General features: G+C 70.9%; 26 protein-coding genes and 1 pseudogene. 17 read left to right on the top strand and 10 right to left on the bottom strand.

Features of this window, described 5'->3' with window-relative positions:
* Positions 1-21 precede the first annotated feature (21 nt).
* Both ON26_RS26235 and ON26_RS26230 read left to right on the top strand, forming a co-directional pair.
* Complete coding sequence (locus ON26_RS26235) at positions 22-429, top strand: SdpI family protein (protein ID WP_040799813.1); 408 nt, start codon at positions 22-24, stop codon at positions 427-429.
* Positions 430-617: 188 nt separating this feature from the next.
* Positions 618-917 carry a hypothetical protein gene (locus ON26_RS26230; RefSeq protein ID WP_051027617.1) on the top strand — a complete coding sequence of 100 codons (300 nt, stop codon included), beginning with the start codon at positions 618-620 and terminating at the stop codon, positions 915-917.
* Between the two features lie 28 nt (positions 918-945).
* Here ON26_RS26230 and ON26_RS26225 read toward each other — a convergent pair whose 3' ends face one another.
* Positions 946-1353 carry a cupin domain-containing protein gene (locus tag ON26_RS26225; RefSeq protein WP_245546065.1) on the bottom strand — a complete coding sequence of 136 codons (408 nt, stop codon included), beginning with the start codon at positions 1351-1353 and terminating at the stop codon, positions 946-948.
* 56 nt (positions 1354-1409) lie between these two features.
* Here ON26_RS26225 and ON26_RS26220 point away from each other — a divergent pair, with 56 nt between their 5' ends.
* The 3 genes from ON26_RS26220 (at position 1410) to ON26_RS26210 (ending at position 3847) form a co-directional block, all read left to right on the top strand.
* On the top strand, positions 1410-1925 hold the full coding sequence (locus ON26_RS26220) for an EXLDI protein (protein ID WP_040799906.1): 516 nt from the start codon (positions 1410-1412) through the stop codon (positions 1923-1925).
* 120 nt (positions 1926-2045) lie between these two features.
* Positions 2046-3044: an ATP-binding cassette domain-containing protein gene (locus tag ON26_RS26215; RefSeq protein ID WP_051027615.1), complete on the top strand. Its 999-nt coding sequence runs from the start codon at positions 2046-2048 to the stop codon at positions 3042-3044.
* Positions 3041-3847 carry an ABC transporter permease gene (locus ON26_RS26210; RefSeq protein WP_040799811.1) on the top strand — a complete coding sequence of 269 codons (807 nt, stop codon included), beginning with the start codon at positions 3041-3043 and terminating at the stop codon, positions 3845-3847. Before ON26_RS26215 ends, ON26_RS26210 begins: the two co-directional genes overlap by 4 nt.
* Before the next feature lie 58 nt (positions 3848-3905).
* Here ON26_RS26210 and ON26_RS26205 read toward each other — a convergent pair whose 3' ends face one another.
* On the bottom strand, positions 3906-4550 hold the full coding sequence (locus ON26_RS26205; RefSeq protein WP_040799810.1) for a YqgE/AlgH family protein: 645 nt from the start codon (positions 4548-4550) through the stop codon (positions 3906-3908).
* Positions 4551-4617: 67 nt separating this feature from the next.
* Between ON26_RS26205 and ON26_RS26200 the strand changes: the two genes are divergently transcribed.
* Complete coding sequence (locus ON26_RS26200) at positions 4618-5379, top strand: lysophospholipid acyltransferase family protein (protein ID WP_040799807.1); 762 nt, start codon at positions 4618-4620, stop codon at positions 5377-5379.
* Positions 5380-5397: 18 nt separating this feature from the next.
* On the opposite strand, the gene ON26_RS26195 is transcribed toward ON26_RS26200, so the two are convergent.
* The gene (locus ON26_RS26195) at positions 5398-5709 is read right to left on the bottom strand and encodes a GNAT family N-acetyltransferase (protein ID WP_040799805.1); all 312 of its coding nucleotides are present in this window, start codon (positions 5707-5709) and stop codon (positions 5398-5400) included.
* 182 nt (positions 5710-5891) lie between these two features.
* Here ON26_RS26195 and ON26_RS26190 point away from each other — a divergent pair, with 182 nt between their 5' ends.
* From ON26_RS26190 to ON26_RS26180, 3 genes are all read left to right on the top strand, one after another.
* Positions 5892-7466: an alpha/beta hydrolase gene (locus ON26_RS26190; protein WP_040799802.1), complete on the top strand. Its 1575-nt coding sequence runs from the start codon at positions 5892-5894 to the stop codon at positions 7464-7466.
* A gap of 258 nt (positions 7467-7724) precedes the next feature.
* Entirely contained in the window at positions 7725-8858 is a 1134-nt protein-coding gene (locus ON26_RS26185) for a glycerate kinase (protein ID WP_040799800.1), read from the top strand.
* 50 nt (positions 8859-8908) lie between these two features.
* On the top strand, positions 8909-9100 hold the full coding sequence (locus ON26_RS26180) for an imine reductase family protein (protein WP_040799797.1): 192 nt from the start codon (positions 8909-8911) through the stop codon (positions 9098-9100).
* Positions 9101-9123: 23 nt separating this feature from the next.
* On the opposite strand, the gene aroQ is transcribed toward ON26_RS26180, so the two are convergent.
* Positions 9124-9564, bottom strand: coding sequence for a type II 3-dehydroquinate dehydratase (gene aroQ, locus ON26_RS26175; RefSeq protein ID WP_040799795.1), 441 nt, complete (start codon positions 9562-9564; stop codon positions 9124-9126).
* 23 nt (positions 9565-9587) lie between these two features.
* Positions 9588-10184 (bottom strand): ATP-binding transcription factor AbmR, encoded by a 597-nt coding sequence (abmR, locus tag ON26_RS26170; RefSeq protein ID WP_040799792.1) that lies wholly within the window; start codon positions 10182-10184, stop codon positions 9588-9590.
* 395 nt (positions 10185-10579) lie between these two features.
* Here abmR and ON26_RS26165 point away from each other — a divergent pair, with 395 nt between their 5' ends.
* Positions 10580-12214, top strand: a complete 1635-nt coding sequence (locus tag ON26_RS26165; RefSeq protein ID WP_051027612.1) for an NTF2-like N-terminal transpeptidase domain-containing protein — start codon at positions 10580-10582, stop codon at positions 12212-12214.
* A 4-nt stretch (positions 12215-12218) separates the two neighbouring features.
* Here the strand turns inward: ON26_RS26165 and ON26_RS26160 are convergent, their stop codons facing one another.
* On the bottom strand, positions 12219-12593 hold the full coding sequence (locus ON26_RS26160; RefSeq protein ID WP_040799790.1) for a DUF3054 domain-containing protein: 375 nt from the start codon (positions 12591-12593) through the stop codon (positions 12219-12221).
* 29 nt (positions 12594-12622) lie between these two features.
* Positions 12623-14233, bottom strand: coding sequence for an adenylate/guanylate cyclase domain-containing protein (locus tag ON26_RS26155; protein ID WP_245546071.1), 1611 nt, complete (start codon positions 14231-14233; stop codon positions 12623-12625).
* Positions 14234-14419: 186 nt separating this feature from the next.
* On the opposite strand from ON26_RS26155, the gene ON26_RS26150 reads away from it, so the two are divergent.
* From ON26_RS26150 to ON26_RS26135, 4 genes are all read left to right on the top strand, one after another.
* On the top strand, positions 14420-15574 hold the full coding sequence (locus ON26_RS26150; RefSeq protein WP_051027610.1) for an AI-2E family transporter: 1155 nt from the start codon (positions 14420-14422) through the stop codon (positions 15572-15574).
* Complete coding sequence (gene macS / locus ON26_RS26145) at positions 15571-16770, top strand: MacS family sensor histidine kinase (RefSeq protein WP_051027609.1); 1200 nt, start codon at positions 15571-15573, stop codon at positions 16768-16770. Before ON26_RS26150 ends, macS begins: the two co-directional genes overlap by 4 nt.
* 62 nt (positions 16771-16832) lie before the next feature.
* Positions 16833-17501 carry a response regulator gene (locus tag ON26_RS26140; protein ID WP_040799788.1) on the top strand — a complete coding sequence of 223 codons (669 nt, stop codon included), beginning with the start codon at positions 16833-16835 and terminating at the stop codon, positions 17499-17501.
* 102 nt (positions 17502-17603) lie between these two features.
* Positions 17604-18374: a DUF1707 SHOCT-like domain-containing protein gene (locus tag ON26_RS26135; protein WP_040799890.1), complete on the top strand. Its 771-nt coding sequence runs from the start codon at positions 17604-17606 to the stop codon at positions 18372-18374.
* Positions 18375-18545: 171 nt separating this feature from the next.
* On the opposite strand, the gene ON26_RS26130 is transcribed toward ON26_RS26135, so the two are convergent.
* Entirely contained in the window at positions 18546-18734 is a 189-nt protein-coding gene (locus tag ON26_RS26130; protein ID WP_040799785.1) for a hypothetical protein, read from the bottom strand.
* Between the two features lie 152 nt (positions 18735-18886).
* Positions 18887-20077 (bottom strand): helix-turn-helix domain-containing protein, encoded by a 1191-nt coding sequence (locus tag ON26_RS26125; protein WP_040799783.1) that lies wholly within the window; start codon positions 20075-20077, stop codon positions 18887-18889.
* Positions 20078-20395: 318 nt separating this feature from the next.
* Here ON26_RS26125 and ON26_RS26120 point away from each other — a divergent pair, with 318 nt between their 5' ends.
* Both ON26_RS26120 and ON26_RS26115 read left to right on the top strand, forming a co-directional pair.
* Positions 20396-20854: a hypothetical protein gene (locus tag ON26_RS26120; RefSeq protein WP_040799780.1), complete on the top strand. Its 459-nt coding sequence runs from the start codon at positions 20396-20398 to the stop codon at positions 20852-20854.
* A gap of 1088 nt (positions 20855-21942) precedes the next feature.
* Positions 21943-23802, top strand: a complete 1860-nt coding sequence (locus ON26_RS26115) for a DUF2339 domain-containing protein (RefSeq protein WP_051027605.1) — start codon at positions 21943-21945, stop codon at positions 23800-23802.
* Here the strand turns inward: ON26_RS26115 and ON26_RS32605 are convergent.
* Positions 23784-23939, bottom strand: a complete 156-nt coding sequence (locus ON26_RS32605) for a hypothetical protein (protein WP_174375450.1) — start codon at positions 23937-23939, stop codon at positions 23784-23786. The two genes, ON26_RS26115 and ON26_RS32605, sit on opposite strands and share 19 nt — an antisense overlap.
* Before the next feature lie 421 nt (positions 23940-24360).
* Between ON26_RS32605 and ON26_RS34300 the strand changes: the two are divergent.
* Positions 24361-24624 (top strand): annotated as a pseudogene (locus tag ON26_RS34300) (hypothetical protein); the annotation flags it as partial.

Here is a 24624-nt window from a genome sequence, read left to right as displayed (position 1 = left end):
CCGCTGCGATAGCCTGCACTGGTGTTCGCCGTAGCCCTAGTCCTGTTCCTGCTGGCCATCGTCGCCATCGGGACCGGCATGCTCGGCTTCGTCGGCAGGCTGCCGCGCAACCGCTTCGTCGGAGTGCATACCGAAGCCGCTCTCAGCACCGAAGACACCTTCCGCATCGCCAATCGCGTCGCCGCCCCCACCTCGGTGGCCGCGGGCGCGCTGCTGTTCGCCGGCGGTTTGATCGTGTTCGCCGCGGGCGAGCCGATCGCCCTCGCGGTCGCTCTGGTCGCCGCGGTGATCGCGGTGTTCACCCTCGGCGCGGGCGCGGACGCGGCGAACCGGGCCATCGCCGGCCTGGTGCCCGCGAGCGACACCGGCTCCTGCGGCCAGTCCTGCGGCGCCTGCTCGCTGCGCGACGCCTGCGGCCCCACGCACTGAGCTACTCTCCCGCCTCAGCGGCGGCGCAGGTCTCCGCCCGGCGAACGCCTGCTCCCCTCGGCGGTGTGGCGAGGTGATCCTGCTCGGCAAGTCACCCGCTGATCGGCTCGAAACGGGCTGCCTGCGGTTCGCCGATCGCTATCCTCGGCGGTAGTCACCGGGGATGACCACCGGTCGGGGGAGGTTTCATGTTTCTGGCGCTCGCGGCGGTGGTGTTCTTCCTGGCGCTGTTGACGGGGATCGCGGTGCATCCCATGGCGGGACTCGTCCTCGCGGTCGTCGGGTTGCCGTTTCTGGTCCTCGGCCTCGTCCAGCGGGCTCGTGCCGCGCGGCAGGGGCGGGGTGGACGAGGCCGATCCTGGGGTGCGGGCGGTTCGGCCTCGGGCGGCGTGTGGTTCTTCGGCAACGATTCCGACGGTGGCGGCTGCGGCGGCGGGGGTGGGAGCTGCGGTGGCGGTGGATGCGGTGGCGGTGGCGGCGGCAGCTGAGCCGACCAGGGGCCACTCGGCGCGTAATTCACCCGTGGTCGTCGGCGCTCGGCACGCTGTGGGCCAGCGGGCTGCCCTTCGGGTTCAGGTACAGCACGAACAACGTCACCGGTTCGGTGCCGGTGTTGCACGCGACGTGGCGGTTCGCCGGGCCGCTGGGCTCCCGGAAGATCCGGCCGCGCCGGTAGTGGACCGGGACTCCGTCGGCATACGGGTGGTCGAGCGTACCTCGGGCGACGAGCACGAACAGCGGCCCGTCGTGGTAGTGCCAACCACTGCTGCCGCCCGGCGCGATGACGGTGTGGCGGGCGATCAGCTCGCGGGGGCCGAGGGTGAGGCGCAGCAGGATCCGGCTGGCCGTCCCCGACGCGGGCGCGGGATTCGCGCGGAGCACGCGTTCGTAGCCGGGAAGCACCACTCCATGAAACCACCGCACGCGATTTCCACGCGGACCTCTTGTATCTACGTATACATCTACGTATAGTCATGGACATGCCCAACAAGACGATCTATGTGGCCGACGACGACCTCCCGCTGTTCAAGCGCGCGCAGGAACTCGTCGGCGGCAATCTCTCCGGTGCGGTGGTGACGGCCCTGCGTCGCTTCATCGATCTGGAGGAGGGCCGTCAGGAGGGTTACGACGAAGTGATTCTCGGCGTCGGGCACAACGGCGTCAGGCAGGTCCGTTTCGCGGGCATGCTGCTGAGCGAATGGCGCGATATCGGGGACGAGCGGTTCGAACTGTTTCGTGTCTATCGCAGCCGAAAAGGCAAGTACGTCGTGCACGCGCAGATCTCGAAGTGGGTGGACTACCCCACCGGTAAGTCCAGCCTGAAGGACTGGCGCACCTGGCGGCGGGCCTTCGGCGTCGGTGATCCCGACTGGGGTGAATTCGCCATGGAGATCGTGGATTCGGTGGAGGAATTGAAGGGCAAGCTGCCCGACAGGTTCTACGAACGCGTCGCCGATCTGGCGGCGAATCCGAGGATCGAGGATCTCGACATCTGACCGACGCGCGAACCTCCTTCGCGCACAATCGCATACCCGAACGCCGAACCCCCGCGGGGGCGGTGTGGCTGAAACATGCACATATTCGAATCAAACCATGTAATGTCGAAAGGAAATCCCATGGGTGACAACAGGTCTGCGCCGGCCATCTCGGCGCGCGGACTGCACAAGAGCTACGGCGACCACCGTGTGCTCGACGGCATCGACATCACCGTCGGGCGAGGCGAGATCTTCGCGCTGCTCGGACCCAACGGGGCGGGCAAGACCACCACCGTGCAGATCCTCGCCACGCTGCGCGGCGCCGACGCGGGCGAGATCACGATCTGCGGGCACGATCCGGCCACGGCCCCCGCCCGGGTCCGCGAGGTGATCGGGGTGACCGGCCAGTTCGCCGCCGTCGACGAACTGCTCACCGGCCGGGAGAACCTGCGGCTCATGGCCGATCTGTGGCACCTGCCCCGGGCGCGGGCCGCGCAGTTGATCGACGACCTGCTCGTCCGCTTCGATCTGGTCGAGGCGGCGGATCGCGTCGCGAGCGGCTATTCCGGCGGCATGACCCGGCGGCTCGATCTGGCGATGACCCTGGTCGGCGGCCCACGGGTGCTCTTCCTGGACGAGCCGACCACCGGCCTGGACCCGCGCAGCAGGCGGGCGGTGTGGCAGACGATCGACAACCTGGTCGCCGACACCGGCGTCACGGTCTTCCTGACCACGCAATATCTCGAGGAAGCCGACCAGCTGGCCGATCGCATCGCCGTGCTCGACGGCGGCCGCATCGTCGCCGAGGGCACCGCCGCCGAGTTGAAGCGCCTGGTCCCCGGCGGCCACATCCGCCTGGAGTTCACCGACCGAGCCGAACTGGACGCCGCGGCGGCCGGGCTGCCCGGCTCCCGCGTCGTCGACGACGGCGACCACCCCACCCTGGCCGTGCCGGGCGACGGCGGGGTGCGCGCCCTGCGCACCGTGCTCGATCAGCTCGACCGCGTCGGCGTCGAGGCCACGGCCCTGGCCGTGCAGACGCCCACCCTCGACGACGTCTTTCTCACCCTCACCGGCCACCCCACCGCCGACCGGGCCGCCGCGGCGACCGGCGCCACCAGCAAGGAGATCGCACGATGACCACCGCCACCCCGCCCGCCTCGGCGGCAGGCACCCGCGCGCCGGCCGACTCCCTGCGGGAGTCGTGGACCATGCTGCGCCGCAACCTGCTGCAGGCCAGGCGCTATCCCAGCCTGACCGTCAGCATCATCGTCATGCCCGTGATCCTGCTGCTGGTCTTCGCCTTCGTGTTCGGTGGTGCGCTGGCGGCGGCCTCCGGCGGCGAGTACATCGACTACCTCGCCCCCGGCATGCTGCTGCTGATCCCGGCCTACCTGATGGCCTCGCTCGCGGTGCAGATCGCGACCGACACCACCAAGGGCATCGTCAACCGGTTCCGCACCATGCCCATCGCGCCCTCGTCCATGCTGGCCGGCCACGTGGGCGGCACCCTGGTCCTGGGCATGCTCGGCACCGGGGCGATGGCGCTGGTCGCGCTGCTGATCGGCTGGCGGCCGAACGCGCAGCCGCTCGAGTGGCTCGCGGCGTTCGGCCTGCTCACGCTGTTCACGTTCGCGCTGTCCTGGATAGCGGTCGGCATGGGCCTGATCTCGCCGAATCCGGAGAGCGCGAGCAATCTGCCGATGCCGTTCCTCCTGCTGCCGTTCCTCGGCAGCGGCCTGGTCGCCACCGATACGATGCCGGCCGGGCTGCGCCAGTTCGCCGAGTACCAGCCGTTCACGCCGCTCACCGAGACGATCCGCGGCCTGCTGATGGGCACGGAGATCGGCGGATCGGGCGTCGCCGCCCTGGCCTGGTGCGCCGGGCTCGGGCTGATCGGGTTCGTCTGGTCGGCGCGCGTGTTCGCCCGGCAGTCGCGATAACCGCGGGCGGTCCGCACGAGTGCGCGACCGGACCCGGGCCGGTTCCGACCGGCCCGGGTCAGTTCCGTTCGACTTCGATGGGATGGGTCGCCAGCAGCGCCAGCGGCAGCGGCTGGCGGCGCAGCACGTCGGCCCACAGGTCGGGCCTGGCGGCGGAGATGGGGTCGTGCGGCAGGGCCGAGAGCACGATCCAGTCGTCGTTGTCGAGCTCGCCCTCGAGCTGGCCGAAGGTCCAGCCCGAGTAGCCGGCGAACACCCGGACCCCCTCGACCAGCGGCGCGATCTGCTCGGGATCGGCGGACAGGTCCACCAGCACCACCCGTCCGTCGATGCGCCGCAGCCCGGGCACCCCGGCGGTGGACGCTCCGACCCGGAGAATGCCGAGGCACAGGGCGGCGTCGCGTTTGACCGGGCCGCCGACGTGCAGGGTAGCCGGTTCGGCCGCCAGATCCGCCCAGCGGGGCAGCACCTCGCGGACCGCGGTGTCGCTCGGCCGGTTGATCACCACGCCCAGGCTGCCCGAATCGTTGTGCTCCATGATGTAGACGACCGTGCGACGGAAGGTGGGTTCGGTCAGGCCGGTCGCCGCCAGCAGCAGTGACCCGGCACGGACCACTCGCTCGCCGTCGCGCGAGCCGCGCCGCCGCCGGTCGCCGTGCCCGCCGTGAGTTTTGCTCTCGTCCGGGTCGTCTCCGCGTGCCACCTCGTCATCATCTCAGTTTGTCGGGGGAAGTGCTCGTCCGTCCCGGTACCGATCTAGAGTCGTCGGCATGGAACCGCCCGTGGTCAGTCTCGACAATTTCGACGCCGTCTACGACTACTACCGGGATCATCGCCAGCGCCGGCTGACCGCACTGGCCGCCTACGCACTGCTCGCGCGCCGGTTCCATCCCCGCATCTCCTACGCCGATCAGGCCAGGGATCGGCTGCGTGAGCTGCTGCGTTCACGGCAGCCGACGATCTTCTCGATCAACCACCTCTCCCAGCACGACCCCTACACCGTCGCCGCGATGACCTGGCGCAGCCCGCTGCGCTCGATCATCGGGCGGGTGCGGGTGCTGGCCAAGGACGAGCTGTTCGTCGACCCCGAACAGCGCCGCAAGGTCGACATGATGGGCGCCATCCCGGTCTTCCGCGGCAAGGACCACGGCATCAGGGCGGTGAACGCGGCCGGCCAGCAGATGATGAACATCTGCGCCGAGCGCCTGACCCGCGGCGACCATCTGGCGATCTTCCCGGAGGGCACCTGCAACGACGTGGATCCGACCACGGTGCAGGCGGTCGGCAGCGGCATCGGCCATATCGCCTTCCGCGCCATGAAGCTGGGCGTTCGTCCCGCGCTGGTCAGCATCGGGCTCAGCTACGGTCCACGGCCCGCGGACGCGATCGAGCCCGACCGCGAGGAGGCGAAATCGGCCAGCTTCCATTTCGGCGTCCCGGTGCTCGACCTGCCCGACAAGCCCGGCGAGGTCGCCCGGCTCGTGCGCACCGATCTGCAGACCGCCCTGAACGGGGCGATCGCCAACTACTGAACCGCCCCCGCCGAACCGCTACTGGGGCAGACCCATCCGGCCTCTGGCCCATTGCGGCACCGAGGAGATGAACTGCGGGTTGATCTCCACGAAGTGGCGCACCATCGAGCACATCGGCAGGATGCCGAAGCCCTCGCCGCGGGTGTCGCGCAGCGCCGTGCCGATGAGTTCCTTGGCGTAGCCCTGGCGTTCGTACTGCGGATAGATCTCGGTGTGCACGAACGCCCGCTCGGATGCGGTGTCCTGGTACTCGGCGTAGCCGGCGATGTCGCCGTCGACGTAGATCTCGAAACGTTCCAGTGCGGTATTGATGCGGACCTCGGTCGACATGGTTCGACGCTACTCCGCCGGGACGCGGCATGAGACATCGCAACGCTGTGCCACAGCGAAATAGACCTCCTGCCGCCGGGAAATACCTGGTCGACTTGTCCTCCCGCGCCCACGCGGTAAGAATGCTCGCAAGACCGGGTCGCGCTCAGCCGGTACGGCGGCGCCCCGCGGAGGTGCGAAAGATGATGCGGAAAAGGCTGTTTCGGGCGATGCTCGGCCTCGGCGCGGTGAGCCTGGCGGGCGCCTCGGCACTCGTCGCGCCTCCCGTGCTCGCCGCGCCCGCCCCGGTGTTCGGATCCTGCCCCGAGGGCGCGGTCACCCCGGGCGCAGGCGCGCAGTGCGCGGTGGTCAGCGTTCCGATGGACCACGCCGAACCCGGCGGCGCCCGAATCGAACTGACCGTCAGCAGGATCGCGGCGCGGGGTGAGCGGCGCGGCGTGCTGTTCACCAATCCGGGCGGCCCCGGCGTCGATGCCCTGGACTTCTGGGCGCAACGCGTGGCGACCATGCCGGCCGACATCGCCGCGCACTACGACCTCTACGCCGTGCAGCCGCGCGGCCTGCGCTGGGCCACCCCGCTCTCGTGCGCCGTGGAGACCACCGAGGACGGGCAGGTCGCGCTGAGCGACGCCGACCTCAGGGCCGCCTGCGAACAAGACCGGCCCGGCTATCTGGCGACCATCACCACCGAGAACACCGCCCGCGACCTCGACGCCGTCCGCGCCGCGCTCGGCCTGGAACGCATCGGCTACCTCGGCACCTCCTACGGCACCTATCTCGGCGCCGTCTACGCCACCCTGTTCCCGCAGCGGGTCGAGCGCATGGTGCTCGACTCCAATGTGCACCCGGGCTGGGTCTGGACCGAGGAGTTCGCCCAGCAGCAGGCGGCGGGCAAGCAGCGCCTCGACGACCTGTTCAGCTGGATCGCCGAGCGCGACGCCGAGTACCACCTGGGCGACACCAGCATGCAGGTCTACCGGACCTGGGTGCGGCAGGTGTCCGCGCAGGGCGGCGGCTGGTACGCCAACATCACCCCGCCGCCCGCCCACGTCTCCGACCTGCCCGGCGAGCTGCCCGAGCCGCTGGCCGAGATCGCCCGTGACGGCGTCAACGGCGGCACCGAGCAATTGGCGAAGGTGCAGAACTTCCTGCGCCTGCTGCTCTCCGGCGGCGCGTCCGCGCAGGTGCCGCTGGTGAGCGCGACCTCGGTGGCCACCTACACCCGCGCCTTCTGGCCCGCCTTCGCCGAGGCGATGGCCCGGGCGCAGGCCGACCCGTCCGATGTCGAGCAGTTGGTTGCCATCGCGGGCGCCACGAAGACCGATCCGGCCGGCCGCATCGTCTTCTCCGCCATCACCTGCAACGAGAACGCGGTGCCCGGCAGGCCCGAGATGCTCGGCGCCGCCGTGAGCACCCTCGCTTCCGGCGGCAATGCCCTCGACGCCCGCGCCGCCCTGGTGCGCTCCGGAATGAGTTGCGGCTCCTGGCCGCCGGTGACCGAGCCGGTCACGATCGACGGCTCGGCCCTGGCCACCGCCCCGCTGCTGCTGCAGAGCGAGCACGATGCCCTCACCCAGTACGAGGGCGGCCCGGCGCTGGCGAAGGCCCTGCACGGCTCATTGATCACCGTCGAGGGCGGTGATCACGGCACCTTCGGACGTGGCAACCCGGTCGTCGACGAAGCCGTGCTGACCTACCTCCGTACCGGCGAGGTCCACATCTCCGAGGCACCCGAAGCGCCGCTGCCCGCTGCCTGACCGCCGCGTCGACCCGGCGCTCGTCGCCGCCGTCGGCGGTGCACAGGGATGCGCACCGCACGGTGCAGGGCACGGCTCGGTGCCGGCACGGGCACGGGCGGGGCGCGGTGGATGGGGACGGCGCGGTGTACGGCCGGGGCGCGGTGCGTGGGCGGGGCGCGGTGTATCGGCCGGACACGATGTGTGGGCGGGGCGCGGGCGAGGCGTGATGCATGCCCGTGTCGTGCGCCCACCGGTGCGGTCGTCGAGAATGACCCGATGACCTCCGCGCCCCGGGTGGTGCTCGCCCCGGACAAGTTCAAGGGCTCGCTCACCGCACCCGAGGTGGCGGCCGCCCTCGCGAGCGGCATCCTCTCGGTGTCGCCCTCGGCCGACCTGCGCACGGTGCCGGTCGCCGACGGGGGCGACGGCACGGTCGACGTGTTCGTCGCCGCGGGCTGGGAGCGCGTCCGGCTCACCGCCCCCGGCCCTACCGGGCAGCCTGCGCAGACCTCCTACGCTGTGCGCGGGGCCACCGCGATCGTGGAGCTCGCCGCGGTGACCGGGCTCTCCCGGCTGCCCGGCGGGCGGCCGGACCCCTTGGGTGCGAGCACCTTCGGCCTCGGCGTCGTCATCGGGCACGCCCTCGACGGCGGAGCCGAACAGATCGTGCTGGGCCTGGGCGGCAGTGCGTCCACCGACGGCGGCGCGGGCATGCTGCAAGCGCTCGGCGCCCGGTTGCTCGACGCGCACGGTGACGAATTGCCGCGCGGGGGAGCGGCATTGGCGAACCTCGCCCGTCTGGAGACCGGCGCGCTGCGCGAGCGCATCGGCGCAGCCGGCTTCACCCTGGCCTGTGATGTCGACAATCCGCTGCTCGGCCCGCGCGGCGCGGCCGAGGTCTACGCCCCGCAGAAAGGCGCCGACCGCGAACAGCGCGCGATCCTCGAAGCGGCACTCGCGAATTGGGCGACGATTGCCGGACCCGCATCCGCCGAGCTGCCCGGCGCGGGTGCGGCGGGCGGCACCGGCTTCGCGGCTCTGGCTGTACTCGGCGCGCGGGTCCGCAGCGGCATCGAAATCATCCTGGACCTCCTGGATTTCGCGAGGCTGGTGTCCGGCGCCGACCTCGTGGTCACCGGTGAGGGTGCACTGGACGAACAGAGCCTGCACGGCAAGGCCCCGATCGGCGTGTGCGCGGCGGCGGGGCAAGTCCCCGTGATCGCCGCGGTCGGCAGCACGCTGCTTTCGTCGGAACGCCTGCGCGAGGCGGGATTCACGGCCTGCTACGCGCTCACCGATCTCGAACCCGACCCCGCCCGCTGCATCGCCGAAGCGGCACGGCTGCTCGAAGAGCTCGGCGCACGCATCGCCGTGGATCAGCTGGCCGGCTCGACTGCCGGGAACTCATGAACCGGTGCCGTAGTTCGCCGCGAGGTCGGACGGCTCGCCGAGCGGCCGAGTTGCTGCGCCCGCTGAGCCCGCAGGAGTACCCGGGCGAGGACGATGGGCTGGCCCAGCTCTACCACCAGGGGCTGCTGACGGTAATTCATCCTTGGCTGCTCGCCTTCGAGCAGGCCATCGCCTTGATCGCGAACGCCGGGCACGACATCGGTGCGTTCGTGGGGTACGCGGTGCGGTCGAACGCGGCGTGAATCGGAAACCGCGCTACCGGTACTCAGCGGGTGGCGAGGAATTCGATTGCCGCGGCATATCCCTGGATTCCCATTCCGGCGATCACCGCGGTGGCGATCGGGGAAATGAAGGAGTGGTGCCGGAATTCCTCGCGGGCGTGCACATTGCTGATGTGTACTTCCACGATGGGCACCTCGGGAATCACCAGCGCGTCGCGAAGTGCGACCGATGTGTGGGTGAGGCCGCCGGGATTGATCACGATGGCCGATTCGGCGCCTCGGGCCTGATGAATCCGATCGATCAGCGCGCCTTCGTGATTCGACTGGAAGGCGGTGACGGTGCGATCGAACCGGGCCGCGGTGCGTTCGCAGAGGGTCACGACGTCGTCGAGGGTGGCGGCGCCGTAGACCTCCGGCTGGCGGGTGCCGAGCATGTTCAGGTTGGGGCCGTTGAGCACAAGGATCGGGGCGACCGTGTCTGCCATGCCCTCACCCTAACGGCCCCGCGTCACAGGCCTCGCGGTCCCTGCGAACGCAGGTCCTCGACCGTGCGCATGGCGGTGCGCAGCTCGGCCAGCCACTCTTCGGCGTGTTTGCCCGCCAGTCGCACAGTCCACGCCAGTGCGTCCGAGCGGGACCGCGCGACGCCCGCGTCGACGAGGGTGTCGAGGACTTTGCGTTCGGGTTGCCGCAGGCGGGTCATGACCGGGACGGCCAGCTGCGTGAACATGACCCGCTCACCGCCTGCCACCACGCCCCAGGCGACTTTGCGCCGGTAGCGGTACTCGGCCTCGCTCGCGATCTGCATCCTGGCGGGCCGGGTGCTCTCCCGGAACCGGGCGATCGCCCCCTCCACCGTGGCCGCCGGAACCTTCGCCTCGGCCCGGCTCGACTCGCCGCCCGCCGCGGATTCGGGGCGGGGGAGGGGCAGCGTGCCGACGACGACGATCTCGTCGCGGTCGATCTCGATGTCGGGGGCGCCGGTGAACCAGTCGCTCGGCAATCTTCCGGCGAACCAGTCCGGGACATCCGCGGGGTCGGGCAGATCGGCCTGCTGCCAGCCGCCCGGACGCCCGAATTCGCGTCCTCGATGATCATGTCGCATCGCACTCACCTGCTGCACTATGTGATCGCCATTACAGTGATTACAAGATTACGCTGTTTCCCGCTATTCCGGCAGGGCGTCGGGAAAGCGGGATTGCGCCGGGGGCGAACAAGGCGGGCCGGAATGCGGCCGAGGGTTGTCGCACGCGCCGCCGCGCCGCCCGGTACGGTGGCGGCGCCGGTTATGGCCTTGTAACCGGACGCCGCCCATGTTCGGCCGCTGGCGCGCGGCATTTGGGGCACAATCGATGTGCTGAGCATGGGTAACGTCCCGGTCACCGGGGCGACGCGGGCGTATTGCATTCAGGTACGGTGGTCTTGTTGCTGGAGTGGCAAGAGTGAAGAGTGGGCGATATGGATGTGTGGGGATCCCGCCGCTTTCGCGTCCGGGGCGCTATGGCACTCGCGGGAGTGACGGCTGTGGTGATGGCCTTGACGGGGTGCGGATTCCATACCGAGACGAGTGAACCCGAGGCACTTGTCGACCGCTTCACCGAACTGCTCGACGAGCAGGAATATCGCAAGGCCGCCGATCTCACTTCCTACCCGAACGCGGCTTCGGCAACGATGGCGCAAATGTTCGACGGCCTGCAGCCGGGCACCGTCGACTACGAGAAGACGCAATTCATCGGGCTGGACGACGAGTCGGCCATCTTCAGCATGGACGTGGTCTGGAACTTCGGCGAGAACAAGGAGTGGGACTACAGCCTGCAGGGCACCGTCCGCAAGCTGGCGATCGGCTGGCGGATCTCCTGGGAGCCCGAGCTGGTCATGCCCGAGCTGGCCGGCGGCCGGACGGTGAAGCTGGTGCGCACGCTGCCCTCGCCCGCCCCACGGGTGATCGACATCGTCGGTGAGTCGCTGATGCACGAGCAGGTCATCAATCTGATCAAGCTCGATCCCGCCCGCACTCCCGATCCGGTCGCCTCCACCGACGCGCTCGCCAAGGCCATCGAGCCGGTGGCGCCGCTCATCACCGGTGCCTACCTGAGGGACCAGCTCGCCGCGGCCAAGGGCGAGCCCGTCCTCGCGGTCCGGCTGCGCGAGGGCGATTTCGCGATCCTGGAACCGCGGATGGCGCCGATCCCCGGCGTGGTCATGGAGAAATCGCCCGAGCTGATCTCCTCCGACCGGCGGGTGTGGTCGCCGATGCTCGACGCCATGCGCAATGTGTGGACCGAGAGCCAGGACCGGCACGCGGGCTGGGGTGTGCAGATCTTCGAGCCGGACGGGCGCTTCGTCCGGCAGGTGGCCGGCTATCAAGGGCCGCCGGGCCCGGACATCACCTCGACGATGGATCAGCGGCTGCAGCGCGCCGCGGAGGACGCGGTGGTCAGCGTCGGCACGCCTGCCTCGATCGTGGCCATCCAGCCTTCCAACGGCGCTGTCGTCGCGGTCGCGCAGAACAGTTACGCGACCGAACAGGGACCGGTGGCCTTCACCGGCCTGTATCCGGTGGGCGGCAATGTGGAGCTGCTGCGCGAGGTCGCGGCGTTGCGGAAGAACAAGTCGCCGCGTGATGTCACCGTGCAGGACGCGGCCGAGGCGGCGGGCGAGCTGGGGCTCGGCGTCGACTTCCAGGTGCCCGGCCTGGACGAGGTGACCGGGCGGATCACCGTCGGCGGCCGCGGCGCCGAGCAGGCCAGGCAGGGCGGCGGCTCCGATGTCGTGCTGGCCAGCCCGTTCGGCATGGCGATCGCGGCGGCGGCCATCGCCCGGGGCGAGGTGCCCGCGCCATCGGTCGAGACCGGCAGACCGGGGACCACCGACGCGCAGCTCGGCCCGCTCGGCAATCCGGTCGTCGACCGGTTGCGCACCGTGCTTCGCGAGGAGATGGGCAAGCCGCACATGACCCCGCTGCGGACCTTCCCGGTGATCGCCTACGCGGCCGAGGCGGATTCGGACGGCTGGCTGATCGCGAACATGGGCGACCTGGCCTTCGCCATCCATATCGCCGACATCGACGCCGCCAACGCGACGGCCCGGATGGCGGCGCGGATGCTGCAGTCGCTGGCGCAGCCCGAGACCTGAGCCGCTAGGAGCGGGTCGCCAGCGCGAAGATGGCGCGCCAGCCGATCAGGAACACGGCCAGCACGGTGCCCGCGACGATGACGAAGCTGAAGGCAGTGCCCTGACCTGCGATCACGCGCATGACCATGCCGCCCGCCAGCGTGCCCAGCCAGACGGCGACCCCGGTGGGCCACAGCGCGGTGGGCGCGAACGTCGCCAGGCCGAGCAGTCTGCTCAGCAGCACGGCCAGCGCCCACCCCAGCGCCAGGCCGACCGCGAACGGCCACAGCGTCTTCGCCAGCCCGGTGAGCACCGCCTCGTCGTGGCTGCGTCGCCCGATGGCGCAGAACACGGCCACCAGGACCAGATCCACCACTACCGCTGTCAGCACAGTTCGCACCCTGGTCAGGGTAGTGCCGACGGTCGGCCCTACTCCGCGGGCGTCTGCTCCGCGGTCGCGGTCGGCTGCTCGGTGGGAGTCCGGGCCTGTCCGTCGGGGCCCCGGCCGGCCGGGGCCGCGCCGTCGGTGCCGAGCCCGGCCTCGATGTCGGTGGCGGGTTCGGCGCCGACGCCCGCCCTGGGCCAGGCCAGCTGGGTGTTGCGGCGCCTGCCACGCAACTGCACCTCTTCGCCGGTGATCCACAGTGCCGCCTCGGCCTCCTCGGCGAAGTACAGCGCGCTGCCCGAGGCGAGTACCCGGCCTGGATGGTCCTTGGCGAGTTCGGTGAGGCGCGAGGCCTCGTTGACCGGGTCACCGATCACGGTGTACTCGAACCGGTTGGCCGCGCCGATATTGCCCGCGACCGCCAGTCCGGCCGACACCCCGATGCCGATGTCCAGCCCGGCCACCTCGCGCAGGGCTTCGCGCAGATCCCGGGCCGCGGCCAGCGCGGCGGTCGGTGCGTCGGGCCGGTCCAGCGGCGCGCCGAAGATGGCCAGCGCCGCATCGCCGACGAACTTGTTGACGAAGCCGTTGTGGCGGTCGATGACGTCGACGACGACCCGGAAGAACTCGTTGAGCAGGCTGACCACCTCGGTGGGTGGCCGCTCCGCGGCGGTCGCGGTGGAGCCGACCATGTCGACGAACAGCACCGCCACGAATCGGGTTTCACCGCCGAGTTCGGTGCCGTAGTCGAGGGCGCGCTGGGCGACCTCCTCGCCGACGTGCTGGCCGAACAACTCCTGCAGCTTCCTGCGCTTGGCGGCTTCCTCCATCATCCGGTTGAAGCCGACCTGCAGCATGCCGATCTCGCTGCCGTCGAACACCTCGACCTGCACCTCGCGGGTGCCTTCCTGGGCGCGGGCGATGGCCTGGCTGAGCTGGCGCACCGGATCGGAGATGCTCGAGGCGGTCAGCATCGACAGCGCCAGCGCCTGCAGAATGATCACCCCGCACAACAGCAGGATCGAGATCGCCAGCGACTGCGCCGAGAACTTCACGTCCGAGGAGATCTGCGTGACGCACAGCAGCACGATCGCGAAGGTGGGCGCGAAGGTGCCCATACCCCAGGTCATGCCCATCCGGGTGCCGACGCCGGGGGTCAGGGTGTGGTCGAAGGTGCCCTCGGTGAGCGCCTGCGCGGCGACCGGGCGCAGAATGCGCTCGCCGAGCATGTAGGTGAAGCCGAACACGATGGTCGCGGCCATGCACAGGGTGACGATCACCGCGCCGGCCAGCTTGGGCGATTCGGAGATGATCAGCCCGGCGAGCACCGCGCCGCCGAGCAGCCACAGCACCAGGTGCAGGATGGCCTGCCGCAGCGGCGCGTGCAGGGCGGCCATCTGCTCCTGTCTGCTCGGCGGGCCGCCGCGCATCTGCCAGCGCATCACCGGGCGCAGCATCAGCGCCGAGGCCGCCAGGCTGAGCAATCCGCCGGCGACGAACACCACGCCGGGTACGAACAGGCCGATGCGCCTGGCGTCGGCCGCCTCGCCCTCCGGCACCGGGAGCCCGTATTGCAGGAACGCCCACATCAGCACCGCGCCGAAGGCATTGGCCAACAGCATCGACGTCAGGTACAGCGGCCAGCGCGTATGCATGGTCTGTTTGACCGCTTCCAGAGGCGCTGACACGCTCACCAATCTAGCGTTTCGATCATGTGCGCATGTTCGCGGCGCTGAGCGGCGGATAGGCTCACGAGCGTGACCCACCCCGAGGAAAGTGCCCCCGGCACAGCGGACACGGGCGGTACAGCAGGCGCGGGCGCATCGGACGGCACGGCGGGCGTGTGGGAAAAGCCTCGATCGGCCGCCGATTCCGTGCATCCGATCGTGCGGCAGGCCGCGGAGTGGTCGTGGCGGCTGCTGGTGATCCTGGCGGCGGCGATCGCGGTGGCGATGCTGGTGGCGCGCCTGTCCACGGTGCTCATCCCGATGTCGATCGCGCTGCTCGCGGCGGCCTTGCTGGCGCCGTTGGTGGACTGGATGCAGCGGCTGGGTGTGCCGCGCTGGATCGGGGTGGTCGTCGCGCTGATCGGCTCACTCGGCTTGGTCGCGGGCACCATGACATTCGTCGTGGAGCAGTTCGTGGCCGGTGTGCCGCAATTGTCCGACGAGGCGACGGCCAGCATCCACAAGATCCAGGACTGGCTGATCAACGGTCCGCCGCACCTGAGCGACGAGCAGATCCGCAGCGCGGGCGACACCCTGGTCAGGACCATCGAACACAATCAGGACAGTGTCACCAGCGGCGCGCTGACCACCGCGACGATGATCGGGCAACTGCTCACCGGCAGTTTCCTGACGCTGTTCATCCTGGTCTTCTTCCTCCACGGCGGCGCGCAGATCTGGGAGTTCGTCACCCGGGTCGTGCCCACCGAGCACCGTGAACGGGTCCGGGTGGCCGGTGCGCTCGGCTTCGGCACCCTGGTCGGCTTCGTCCGGGCGACCGTCGTGGTGGCCGCGGTCGACGCCATCGGCATCGGTTCCGGATTGCTGATCCTCGGCGTGCCGCTGGCGCTGCCGCTGGCCTCGCTGGTGTTCATCAGCGCGTTCATCCCGATCATCGGCGCGTTCTTCGCCGGCTTCGTCGCGGTCTTCGTCGCGCTGGTCACCGAGGGGCTGGTGACCGCGCTGATCGTGCTCGGCATCATCATCGCCGTCATGCAGCTGGAAAGCCATGTGCTGCAGCCGTTGCTGCTCGGTCGCGCGGTGAGCGTGCACCCGCTCGCGGTGGTCGTCGCGATCGCCTCCGGTCTGGTGCTCGGCGGGATCGCGGGTGCGTTGCTCGCGGTGCCGTTCGTGGCGGTGATGAACACCGCGATCCGTTCGTTGCTGGGAGCGCCGGAAGAGGTGGTCCACGATCTGGTGACCGGCGGACCCGGAGTTCATGCGACACAACCGGATGAACCGGACGTACCCGGCGGCGAACGACTCCGATGAGCCCGGCCGCGCGCGTCGGGCCCGTCGAGCCCAGCGCCGACGACACCGCCACGGCGCCCCTGTGGCGGGCGGTGCAGGCGTTCCGGCTGGTCACGCTGTTGTATGCGATCGGCCAGCAGATCGCCTCGGTGCCCTATTACGAGAATCAGCGCCTGAGCTGGGTTTTCATTGCCCTGATGGTGGTCTGGTCGGGCGTATCGGCGCTGATGCTCTCGCAGTGGCGCACCGAGGTCGTGCGGTGGCGTACCGCGGTGGTTGTCGGCGACCACATCGTGGTGATCGGGCTCATCGCGGCGACCCGCCTGGTCGCCGAGTACGACTGGTACCACGGCCACCAGACCCTGCCGACGACCATGTGGGCGGCCAATGCGGTGATCTCCGCGGCGATCCTGCGCGGCCCGGTGCTCGGCGTGACCTCCGGGCTGCTGATCTCGGCGGCGATCATCACCGTGCGCGAGCAGTGGGGCGCCGATGTGTGGACCGATGCCACCGCGCCGGTGCTGGTCTCGGTCGGGCTCGCGCTCGGACTGGCCGCCGATACCGCCCGGCGCGCCCAGGACCAGGTGCGCCGCGCCGTGCGGCTGACCGCGGCCGCCGAGGAGCGCGAGCGACTCGCCCGCGAGGTGCACGACGGCGTGCTCCAGGTCCTCAGCTACATCAAACGCCGGGGCACCGAGATCGGCGGTCCGACCGAGGAACTGGCCGTCCGCGCGGGCGAACAGGAAGTCGCGCTGCGGGTTCTGCTGTCCGAACAGGGCGGCAGGCACGCCGCCGGACGCCGCGGCAACGGGGATGCCGAGGTGGATCTGCGCGGCCTGCTCACCGCCTACGCCACGCCGAAGGTGTTCGTGTCGACGCCGGGGGAGCCGGTGCCGGTCGGGCCGTGGATGGCCGGGGAGATCGCCGCTGCCGTCGCGACCGCGCTGGCCAATGTGGAGCTGCACGCCGGATCGGAGGCGAAAGCCTATGTGCTGCTGGAGGATACCGGCGACGAGCTGATCGTCAGCGTGCGCGACGACGGACCCGGCATCGCGCCGGGACGGCTGGCCGAGGCCGAAGCCGAAGGGCGGATGGGGGTTTCGCGGTCGATCGTCGGCCGGATCGCGGCACTGGGCGGCAGCGCGGAACTGCTCGGGGGCGGCAGCGGCGACGAGGGCGACGGGGCCGAATGGGAATTCCGGGTGCCGCGCGGCTGATCCGGACGGTGGCACGATGAAACCGACACCGGCCGACCGGGTGCGGCGGAGAGGAGCGGGCGATGACCGACGGCGCGAGCGCGGGGACGATCTCGGTGATGGTCGTCGACGATCATCCGATGTGGCGGGACGGGGTCTCCCGGGATCTGGGGGAAGCCGGATTCGAGGTCGCCGCCACCGCCGACGGCGTCGGGTCGGCCACCCGCCGCGCCGCCGCCGTCCGGCCCGACGTGGTGCTGATGGACATGCAGCTGCCCGACGGCAACGGCGCCCTGGCGACCGCGGAGGTGCTGCGGGTCTCCCCTGCCAGCCGGGTGCTGGTGCTCTCGGCCTCGGCCGAACGCGACGACGTGCTCGACGCCATCAAGGCGGGCGCGTCCGGCTACCTGGTCAAGAGCGCGTCGGCCGCCGAACTGGTCGAGGCGGTGCGCGCCACGGCCGCCGGTCAGCCGGTGTTCACCCCGGGCCTGGCCGGTCTCGTGCTCGGCGAATACCGCAGGATGGCCAGTGCTCCCGCGCAGCCTGACCAACCGCACCGGCCCGCCCTCACCGAGCGGGAGACCGAAGTGCTGCGGATGGTCGCGAAGGGCCTGTCGGCCAAGCAGATCGCCGGCCGGCTCGGGCTCAGCCATCGCACCGTGGAGAACCACGTGCAGGCCACCCTGCGCAAACTCCAGCTGGCCAACCGGGTCGAGCTGACCCGCTACGCCATCGAACAGGGACTCGAGTAGGGGGCAGGATCAGGGTTCGCCCTGATGCCGCGGCGCACCCGACGTCGGTACCCTCGAGTCATGGGCGCTCCCGAACCGGAACCCCACCGTACGGCCGAGTCGGTGGGCGATCGCGACCTGCGCGTCTCCGACGCCGAACGCGAACACGTCGGTCAGTTGCTGCAACGCGCGGTCGGTCTGGGCATGCTCTCGCTCGGGGAGTTCACCGAGCGGATGGACACCGCGCTGGCGTCGCGGACACGCGGCGAACTGAACTCCGTGCTGATCGATCTGCCCGGCATCCGGTTGGTCGGGCAGCCCGCGGCGCCGCCGAGCGGCTACGTCGGCCCCGGGAATACGCACGGCCCGCATCGCGCGGGCTCGTTCCCCGGTCAGGTGTTCTCCGGCGCGGCGTTCCCCGGTCCGGCATTCCGGGGACCGGGATTCCACGGCCCGGGCTTTCCCGGTGCGCGCGCCGCCTACCGCCCGCCCGCGCCCGGCCGGCCGGTATTCGCGAACGATTCCTCGTCGAATGTGATCCGCTGCCGGATGTCGGAGGTGACCCGGCGCGGCCGGTGGAATGTGCCGCCGACGCTGCACCTCGAGAATTGGCTCGGCTCGGCCACGCTCGATTTCACCGAAGCGGTGATGGCGACGCAGGTGGTCGAAATCGTCGTCGACGATTTCTGTTCGTCGCTGAATCTGGTGCTGCCGTCGGAGGCGACGGTGGATCTGGACGGGCTCGAACTCATCGCCGCCAGTGTGAAGAACAAGGTCGGTACCGCACCGCCGTTGGGGCCACTGCATCTGGTGGTGCGCGGGCGGATCAGGTTCGGCTCGGTGATCGCCAAGCGGCCGTTGATGGATCACTGGCGCAAGCTGATCGGCGGCTGAATTCCTTCCGGGATCTTTCTTCCGTGATCGCCACCCGGGGCCGTGGTGGGGTCCCGGGTGGCTGATCGGCCGGCCCGCACGTACCCGGCGCCGCCGGGCGGTACCCGGCGAGAGACCGTCCCCGACGACCGGTCTCTCGCCCCTGCCGCGCGTCGAGCGGGGCGCCGACGACTACAGGCAGAAGGCGACTTCGAGCGGCAGGCCCGGGATCGGGATGCACACCTCCACCGAACCCGCGACGGCGGTGGCCGAGTTGTTGGGGGCGGTGGGCGCCGCCGCGGTGGCGGTGCCCGCGCTCAGCGCGCCCGCGGTCAGCACGAGAGCGGCGATGGCGGCGGGGCGGGTGAACTTCGAAGTCATGGTCGGTCCTCTGGTCGTGTGAACTGCTTCCCCAACTGGGGGCAGGCACCATCAGACCATTTCTTGTTACCGGCGGGTAGCGCTCTGTGGCGTCCCTATGGATGCGACAAAAAGCCCTCGCGGGATCTGTGTCTTTCCACTTTCCGGGTGTCTCAGGTATTGACACCGAGGCGACGCGCAAAAGCCCGTAACGGCATACGGCGATCGTTGTCGAGTAATTCCGAGACGATATGGCGTGGCAGCGACTGGTATTTCATCCAATCCGCGCCGCCGACCCGTTCGGCATCGAGCAGTGCGCCCAGCGCCCGGCCGTATTGCCCGGTCCTGGTCCAGGCCACCGCGGTATCGGCGAGGTGCCGCGCCCGCGATGCCTGCGGCAGTCCGCCGTTGACCGGCATCTGCGCGGCGGCGGTGAGCGCCTCCGGGTAGCGCTCGGCGGAGACGTTCACGTCCACCGTCTGCATGACCACTTGGGAAGGGCCGAAATAGGTTTCGTAATCCTGCCGATCGACGCCGAGGCGCAGTGCCACCTCGCCGGCCGCTTCCAGCAGTGCCAGCGCGTCCGGCACGTTCTGGGCGCGCCCGGCCGCGGTGGCGCCCTGCAGCACCAACGAGCCGTAGGCGGACAGATGCGCGGGCGCCACCTCGCCGTCCGGCTCCAGCTCGCTCGCCGCACGCAGTGCCACGCCACGGGATTCGGCGTAGCGGCCCTGAACCAGCAGCTGCCAGGCCACCGAGCCGCGAATGGTGGCCAGCAGCAACGGGTCGTCACCGCGCTCGGCGGCGGCCAGCGCCAGCCGGATCGACAGGAAGGCCGGATCGGTCTGCCCGAGATGCACCAGCGTGCAGCCGGTCACCCAGTACATCCGGGCCAGCAGTTCGTTCGCCGGGGCGACCGAGCCGTTGCGGGCGGCGTGCACGGTCGCGCGCAGCTGGGTGAGTCCGGTGGGCAGAATCGTGGTCAACAGCTCGTAGTGGCCGGACCAGTAAGCGCCCCAGGCGTACTCGACGGCGCGGCGGCCGTCGTCGAGCGAGACCGCGGCCTCTTCGGGCGCGAAGCCGAGCAGGTCGTCGACCGGGGTCAGCGCCCGGCGGATGGCCACGATGCCCGCGTCCGGATTGCCGGACGGGATGCCGTGGCGGTTGCCGATCAGATCGGCGATGTCGACATCGAGGGCGCGCGCGATCTTCTGCAGGCTGGCGATCGAGGCGGTCTGCCTGCCACCCTGCTCCAGCTTGCGCACCAGATCGACGCTCACGCCGGCCTGATCGGCCAGCTGGCGTTGAGTCAGCGCTTTACCACGAAAGCGCCTGATGCGTACACCGATCGAAGAATCGTCCATGACCTCGCGCCCTCTTTTGTTACATCCACGTTTCAGGATACCGACGGTAGGCCTTGTATCGGTCGTGAAGTGGGACATTACGTACGACTCTCAGGACGCTAGTTGGAATACCGTTGTCCTTCCGCAACTTTGAGAACCCATTGTTGAGAAGGCAGGGGCGGCACATGATCACGATGCCGAGCGCTACCGCACCACAGGCATTGTCCGCAATTCTCGCGCGCCGACCGCGCGCACGCGCCGGAATCGGAAACGGGCGACTACACCCCTCGGTCCCGATCCGTCACTCGTTCACCACCACCGTCTGAGGAGCCCCGCGCGATGTTCGAACGCTGCCATTCGTCCCAGGAAGCGGCGCTGCTGTTGCAGGACCAGTACGGCCTGCCCGTGCAACTGCTCGGCGGCCGCCCCGTCGTCACCACCGGCAGTGTCCTGGGAGCCCTCGTCATGCCGCCCGGCCTCGGCCACGACGTGCTCGGGGCACTGAACTGTTCCTACCCCGTCCCCGTGATCGCCGATCCCGGTGAACGCACCTGGACTTTCCTGGTCACCCCGCCCAGCCCGATGTCGCCGGTCGACGTGCAGGTCCGCCACGAACTGGCCGAACACCACGTCACCGTCGTCCCCGGCGGCCGTCACATCCTGCTGCCCACCACCGATTCCGATCGTGGCTGGCACTGGGCCGCCGAACCCACGCCCGGCGCGCTGGCCATGCCCGGAAGGCGTGCGGTGATCGAGGCGGTGCGCCGGGTGATCAGCATGCCCGCTCCCTCACGCTGACCCGAAGCACGGTCCTGCGCGGATGCGTTCGGACGGGCTGTCCCGATGGCGCGCCGACCGCGGGATTCGGGTAGATCTCCCGCGGCCCGGCGGGTGTTTCTACTCATGTCGGGTGGCGCCGGGAACCCGACCATGGATCCATGACTGGTTCGATCGACCCGGCGCTGGTCTCCCGACTCTCCGGTGAGTTCACCGCGCTGGGAACGCAGATGGGCGCTCTCGGGCGCGACTTGGATCTCCTGCACCGTCAAGTGCTCGCGTCCTTCGACACGGGTGCGGTGGGTGTACGGCGGGGACCGGCCCCTTCGACGCGGAACTCCGCGGCTCCCGGCGCGGGCGAGCCCACCGACTCGGTGAGCGATGCGGCCGATGAGGCCACGCACCTCCAGGGGGCCGACGCCGCGACCGAGGTGGCGACCGAATCCGGCGCGCCCGAGCCCGGATCGGCGCCTCGATCGGGCGCGACATCCCCCGCCGATGCCGAAGGTGTTCCACGCCCGATCGCCGATTCGGGCGGCGCACCGCCGTGGAGCCGGACGGGTAGGTCGACCGAGGATGTGCCCGCGGAGGGTACTTCGGCTGAGCCCGCCGGGACGGGGCCGCACGTGCCCCCGGTGACCGCTCGGGAGCCGGGCGGGACCGGACAGCCGGGTGTGGTGGGTGGTGCCGGTGTCCCGGTCGGCGCGGGTCGATCAGCGACGCCGGGGATTCCGGGTCGGCCGGCGACGCCCGGGTTATCCGGTGGGCGCGGGGGTTCCGGTGTGCCGGCGTTGTTCGGTGGTGCCGGGGGTTCCGGTGTGCCGGGGTCGTTCGGTGGTGCCGGGGGTTCCGGTGTGCCGGGGTCGTTCGGCGGATCGGGGGGTACCGGCGTGCCCGGACTGTTCGGCGGTCCCGTTGGGCCGGGGGCGCCGCCTGCCCCCGGCCCAACGGGGGCGCCGGGTATGCCGGGGAGGCCGCGACCGGGATACCGGCCCGGTTACGTACCAGCCCCGATGCCCTCGTGGGGCGCACCGCGTCCGGATGGCCCGCCTTCGGCAGCGCATGCGCGAGGCTACCCGAATGCGACTCCGTGGTGGCAGCGCGACGGGATGATCAGCCGACTCCTGGCTGTCGCAGGGGTCGCGGTGACCTTGATCGGCGTCGTCATGTTGCTGGTGCTGGCGGCGCAGGCGGGCTTGTTCGGGCCCGTGCCGAGAGTCGTGGCCGGTGCGGTGCTCTCGGCGGCGTTGGTCGGGGCGGGGATCCGGGTGGCGGGCCGGGCCGGTGGGCGGGTCGGCGCAACAGCGTTGGCGGCCACCGGGATCGCGGGCGCGTATCTGGATGTGGTCGCGGTGACCGCCATCTACGACTGGCTGCATCCGGTGCCGGGATTCGGTGTGGCGCTCGGGGTCGCGGCCGGTGGCGTGGCCCTGGCGGTGCGGTGGAATTCGCAGCCGCTGGCGGTACTGGTGGTGGCGGGCGCCGCGGCGTCGGCGCCGTTCGTGACGACCGGGACGGTGCTGCTGAGCTTCCTGATCGTCCTGCAGCTGAGCTGGCTGCTGGTGCACCGGGTGCGCGACTGGCCGTATCTGCACGTAGCCCGGACACTGCCGGTGGTGGTCGCGGCGATCGCCTTCATCACGGCGGCCGCGATGGAAACTCCCCGCGAGCAGGTCGGCACGTTGATGGCGGCGTCGGTCGCGATCGCGTTGGTCGGATTGGCAGGCGCCCTGCTGGTGGTGCGGATCCGGCCCGCCGATCTCACGGCGAGCCTCGCGCTGGCGGCGGCGGCCACACCGCTGCCGGTGGCCGCGCCCGCCCTGCTCGACCGGTGGACCGCCGTCGTCGTCGCCATCGTCTACGCGGCCGTGCTGCTGACGGTGTCGGCGGCCCATCTCCTGCCGAAATCGCGCGCGCTGACCGGAATTCCCGGACACACCGCGACGGTCGCGGCGGTCCTCGGTGCGGTGGCACTGCTGGAAGCCTGTGTCGGCGGGACGAATTCGCGGACACTGCCCATCGCGCTGTTCCTGGTGGCGCTCGGGTTCACCGGTGTGGCCGGGCAGCAGCGCTCGCGCGTCGCGGCGGGTATCGGCGCGGCATTCGGCGTCATCGGCGGACTGGCCTTCCTGTCCGATGCGGGCCCGGCAACCCTCGCCTCCCGGTGGATCGCGCAGGACGACCTGGGTGCGGGCACCGCCGTGGCGGCCGTCGCCGGGCTGGCCGTCCTGGCGGCGACCGTGTGGAGCCTGCGCCGGATCGGTGCGGCCGACGCTTCCGCCCGTGGCGCCGAGGAATCGGTGGTGTGGGTCGCGGCGAGCGTGGCGGCGCTGTACCTGGTGAGCGCCGCATCGGTCGCGATCGGCGTCGCCGTGGGCGGGGCGGACGGGTTCGTCGTCGGGCACAGCGTGGCCACCATTCTGTGGATGGCGAGCGCGACCGGCGCGCTGTTCTACGGCCTGCGCAACCTGTCGGCGGAATCGGGGGCGATCGCCAAGGTGGCGCTCGGTTCCGGCCTGCTGCTGACAGCGGCGGCCATCGCCAAACTCCTCCTCTTCGACCTGGCGACCCTCGACGGATTCGTCCGGGTGATCGCCTTCCTCGCCGTCGGCGTCCTGCTGCTGCTCACCGGGACCCGCTATGCCCGCGCCTTCGCCGAAGCCGGCGCATCCGCGGACCGGCCGCGGGGACACGCCGGTTCCGAATCCGGTGCGCAGAACGCGCCCGGGCGCGTTGCCGACCGCGCGACCGCCGAAGAGCGTTCGCGCACAGGGCTGTTCGCCGCCCCAGATGCCGGAGCCGGCACGTCCGGGGACGGCGCGTCCACGGCTCCGGACGCCGGGCGGAGCGCGGACGGCGGTTCCGCGCCCCGGAAGGCCGGGCAGGTCGTCGACGGCGGCTCCGCGGCTCCGGACGCCGGGCGGGCCGGGGAGCCCGGCCCGGCGGGAGGTCAGTCCTCGTCGTCCTGACGGCGCAGCAGTTCGTCGACGCTCACCGACTGGTCGTCACCACTGTGGTGGCGGCCTTCGTCGGCGCCGGGCTGCGAGCCGCGGCTTTCGTCGTCGGCCGCCTGTGTGCGGCGCCGCGAGGAACGCAGTTCGGCCATCCAATTCTCGATGCTGGCCCGGTTGTCGCCGGAGGGCTCGCCGGGATCCGTTGCGCCGCGCGGAGATTCACCGGAGGTACCGGGACCGGGCGGCACCGGCGCGTTCGGACCGCGTCCGGGTCCGTTCGGCACCGAGCCCGGGCGATTCGGCGCCGGGCCCGGACCGGCCGGGAATGCGCCGGGTCCGCTCCGAGCGCCGGATCCGGGGAAGGCGCTGGGGTCGTTCGATCCGCTCGACGCCGCACCCGGCCCGTCGGCGACATGATCGGTGCCGTTCGAAACCGCGCCGGGACGGTGCGGAACCCCGCCGGGACCGTTCGAGGCCGAGTCCGGACCACCGGCGCTCGGGCCGGGCCCGCTCCGGAACACGCCGGGTCCGCTCGGACCGGGCAGCGGTCCGTTCGGAGTCGAATCCGAGCGGTTGGGCGCCGGGGCGGCCGGTGGCACGGGGCCGTTCACCGGCCTGCCGGGAACCTGGGACGTGCCGTTCTGCGCGGGTCCGGCGGGTGGTACCGGGCGCGGGGTGCCTGCGTGTGGCCGGGTCGGCTCGCCCATCGAGATATCGGCGGGCGGACGCGGACGGACCGGCGGCACCGGTCGAGGCGGCATCGGCGTGGCACTCTTCGCCGGATCGGCGCCGGTGCGCGGAGGCAGTGAGGGGCCGCTCGAACCGGCGGGCGGCTGT

The sequence above is a fragment of the Nocardia higoensis NBRC 100133 genome (genome assembly GCF_000308595.1).
GTDB classification, from domain to species: domain Bacteria; phylum Actinomycetota; class Actinomycetes; order Mycobacteriales; family Mycobacteriaceae; genus Nocardia; species Nocardia higoensis.
The sequence above is the reverse complement of the archived record's forward strand: the minus strand, read 5'-3'. Positions and strand labels throughout refer to the sequence as shown.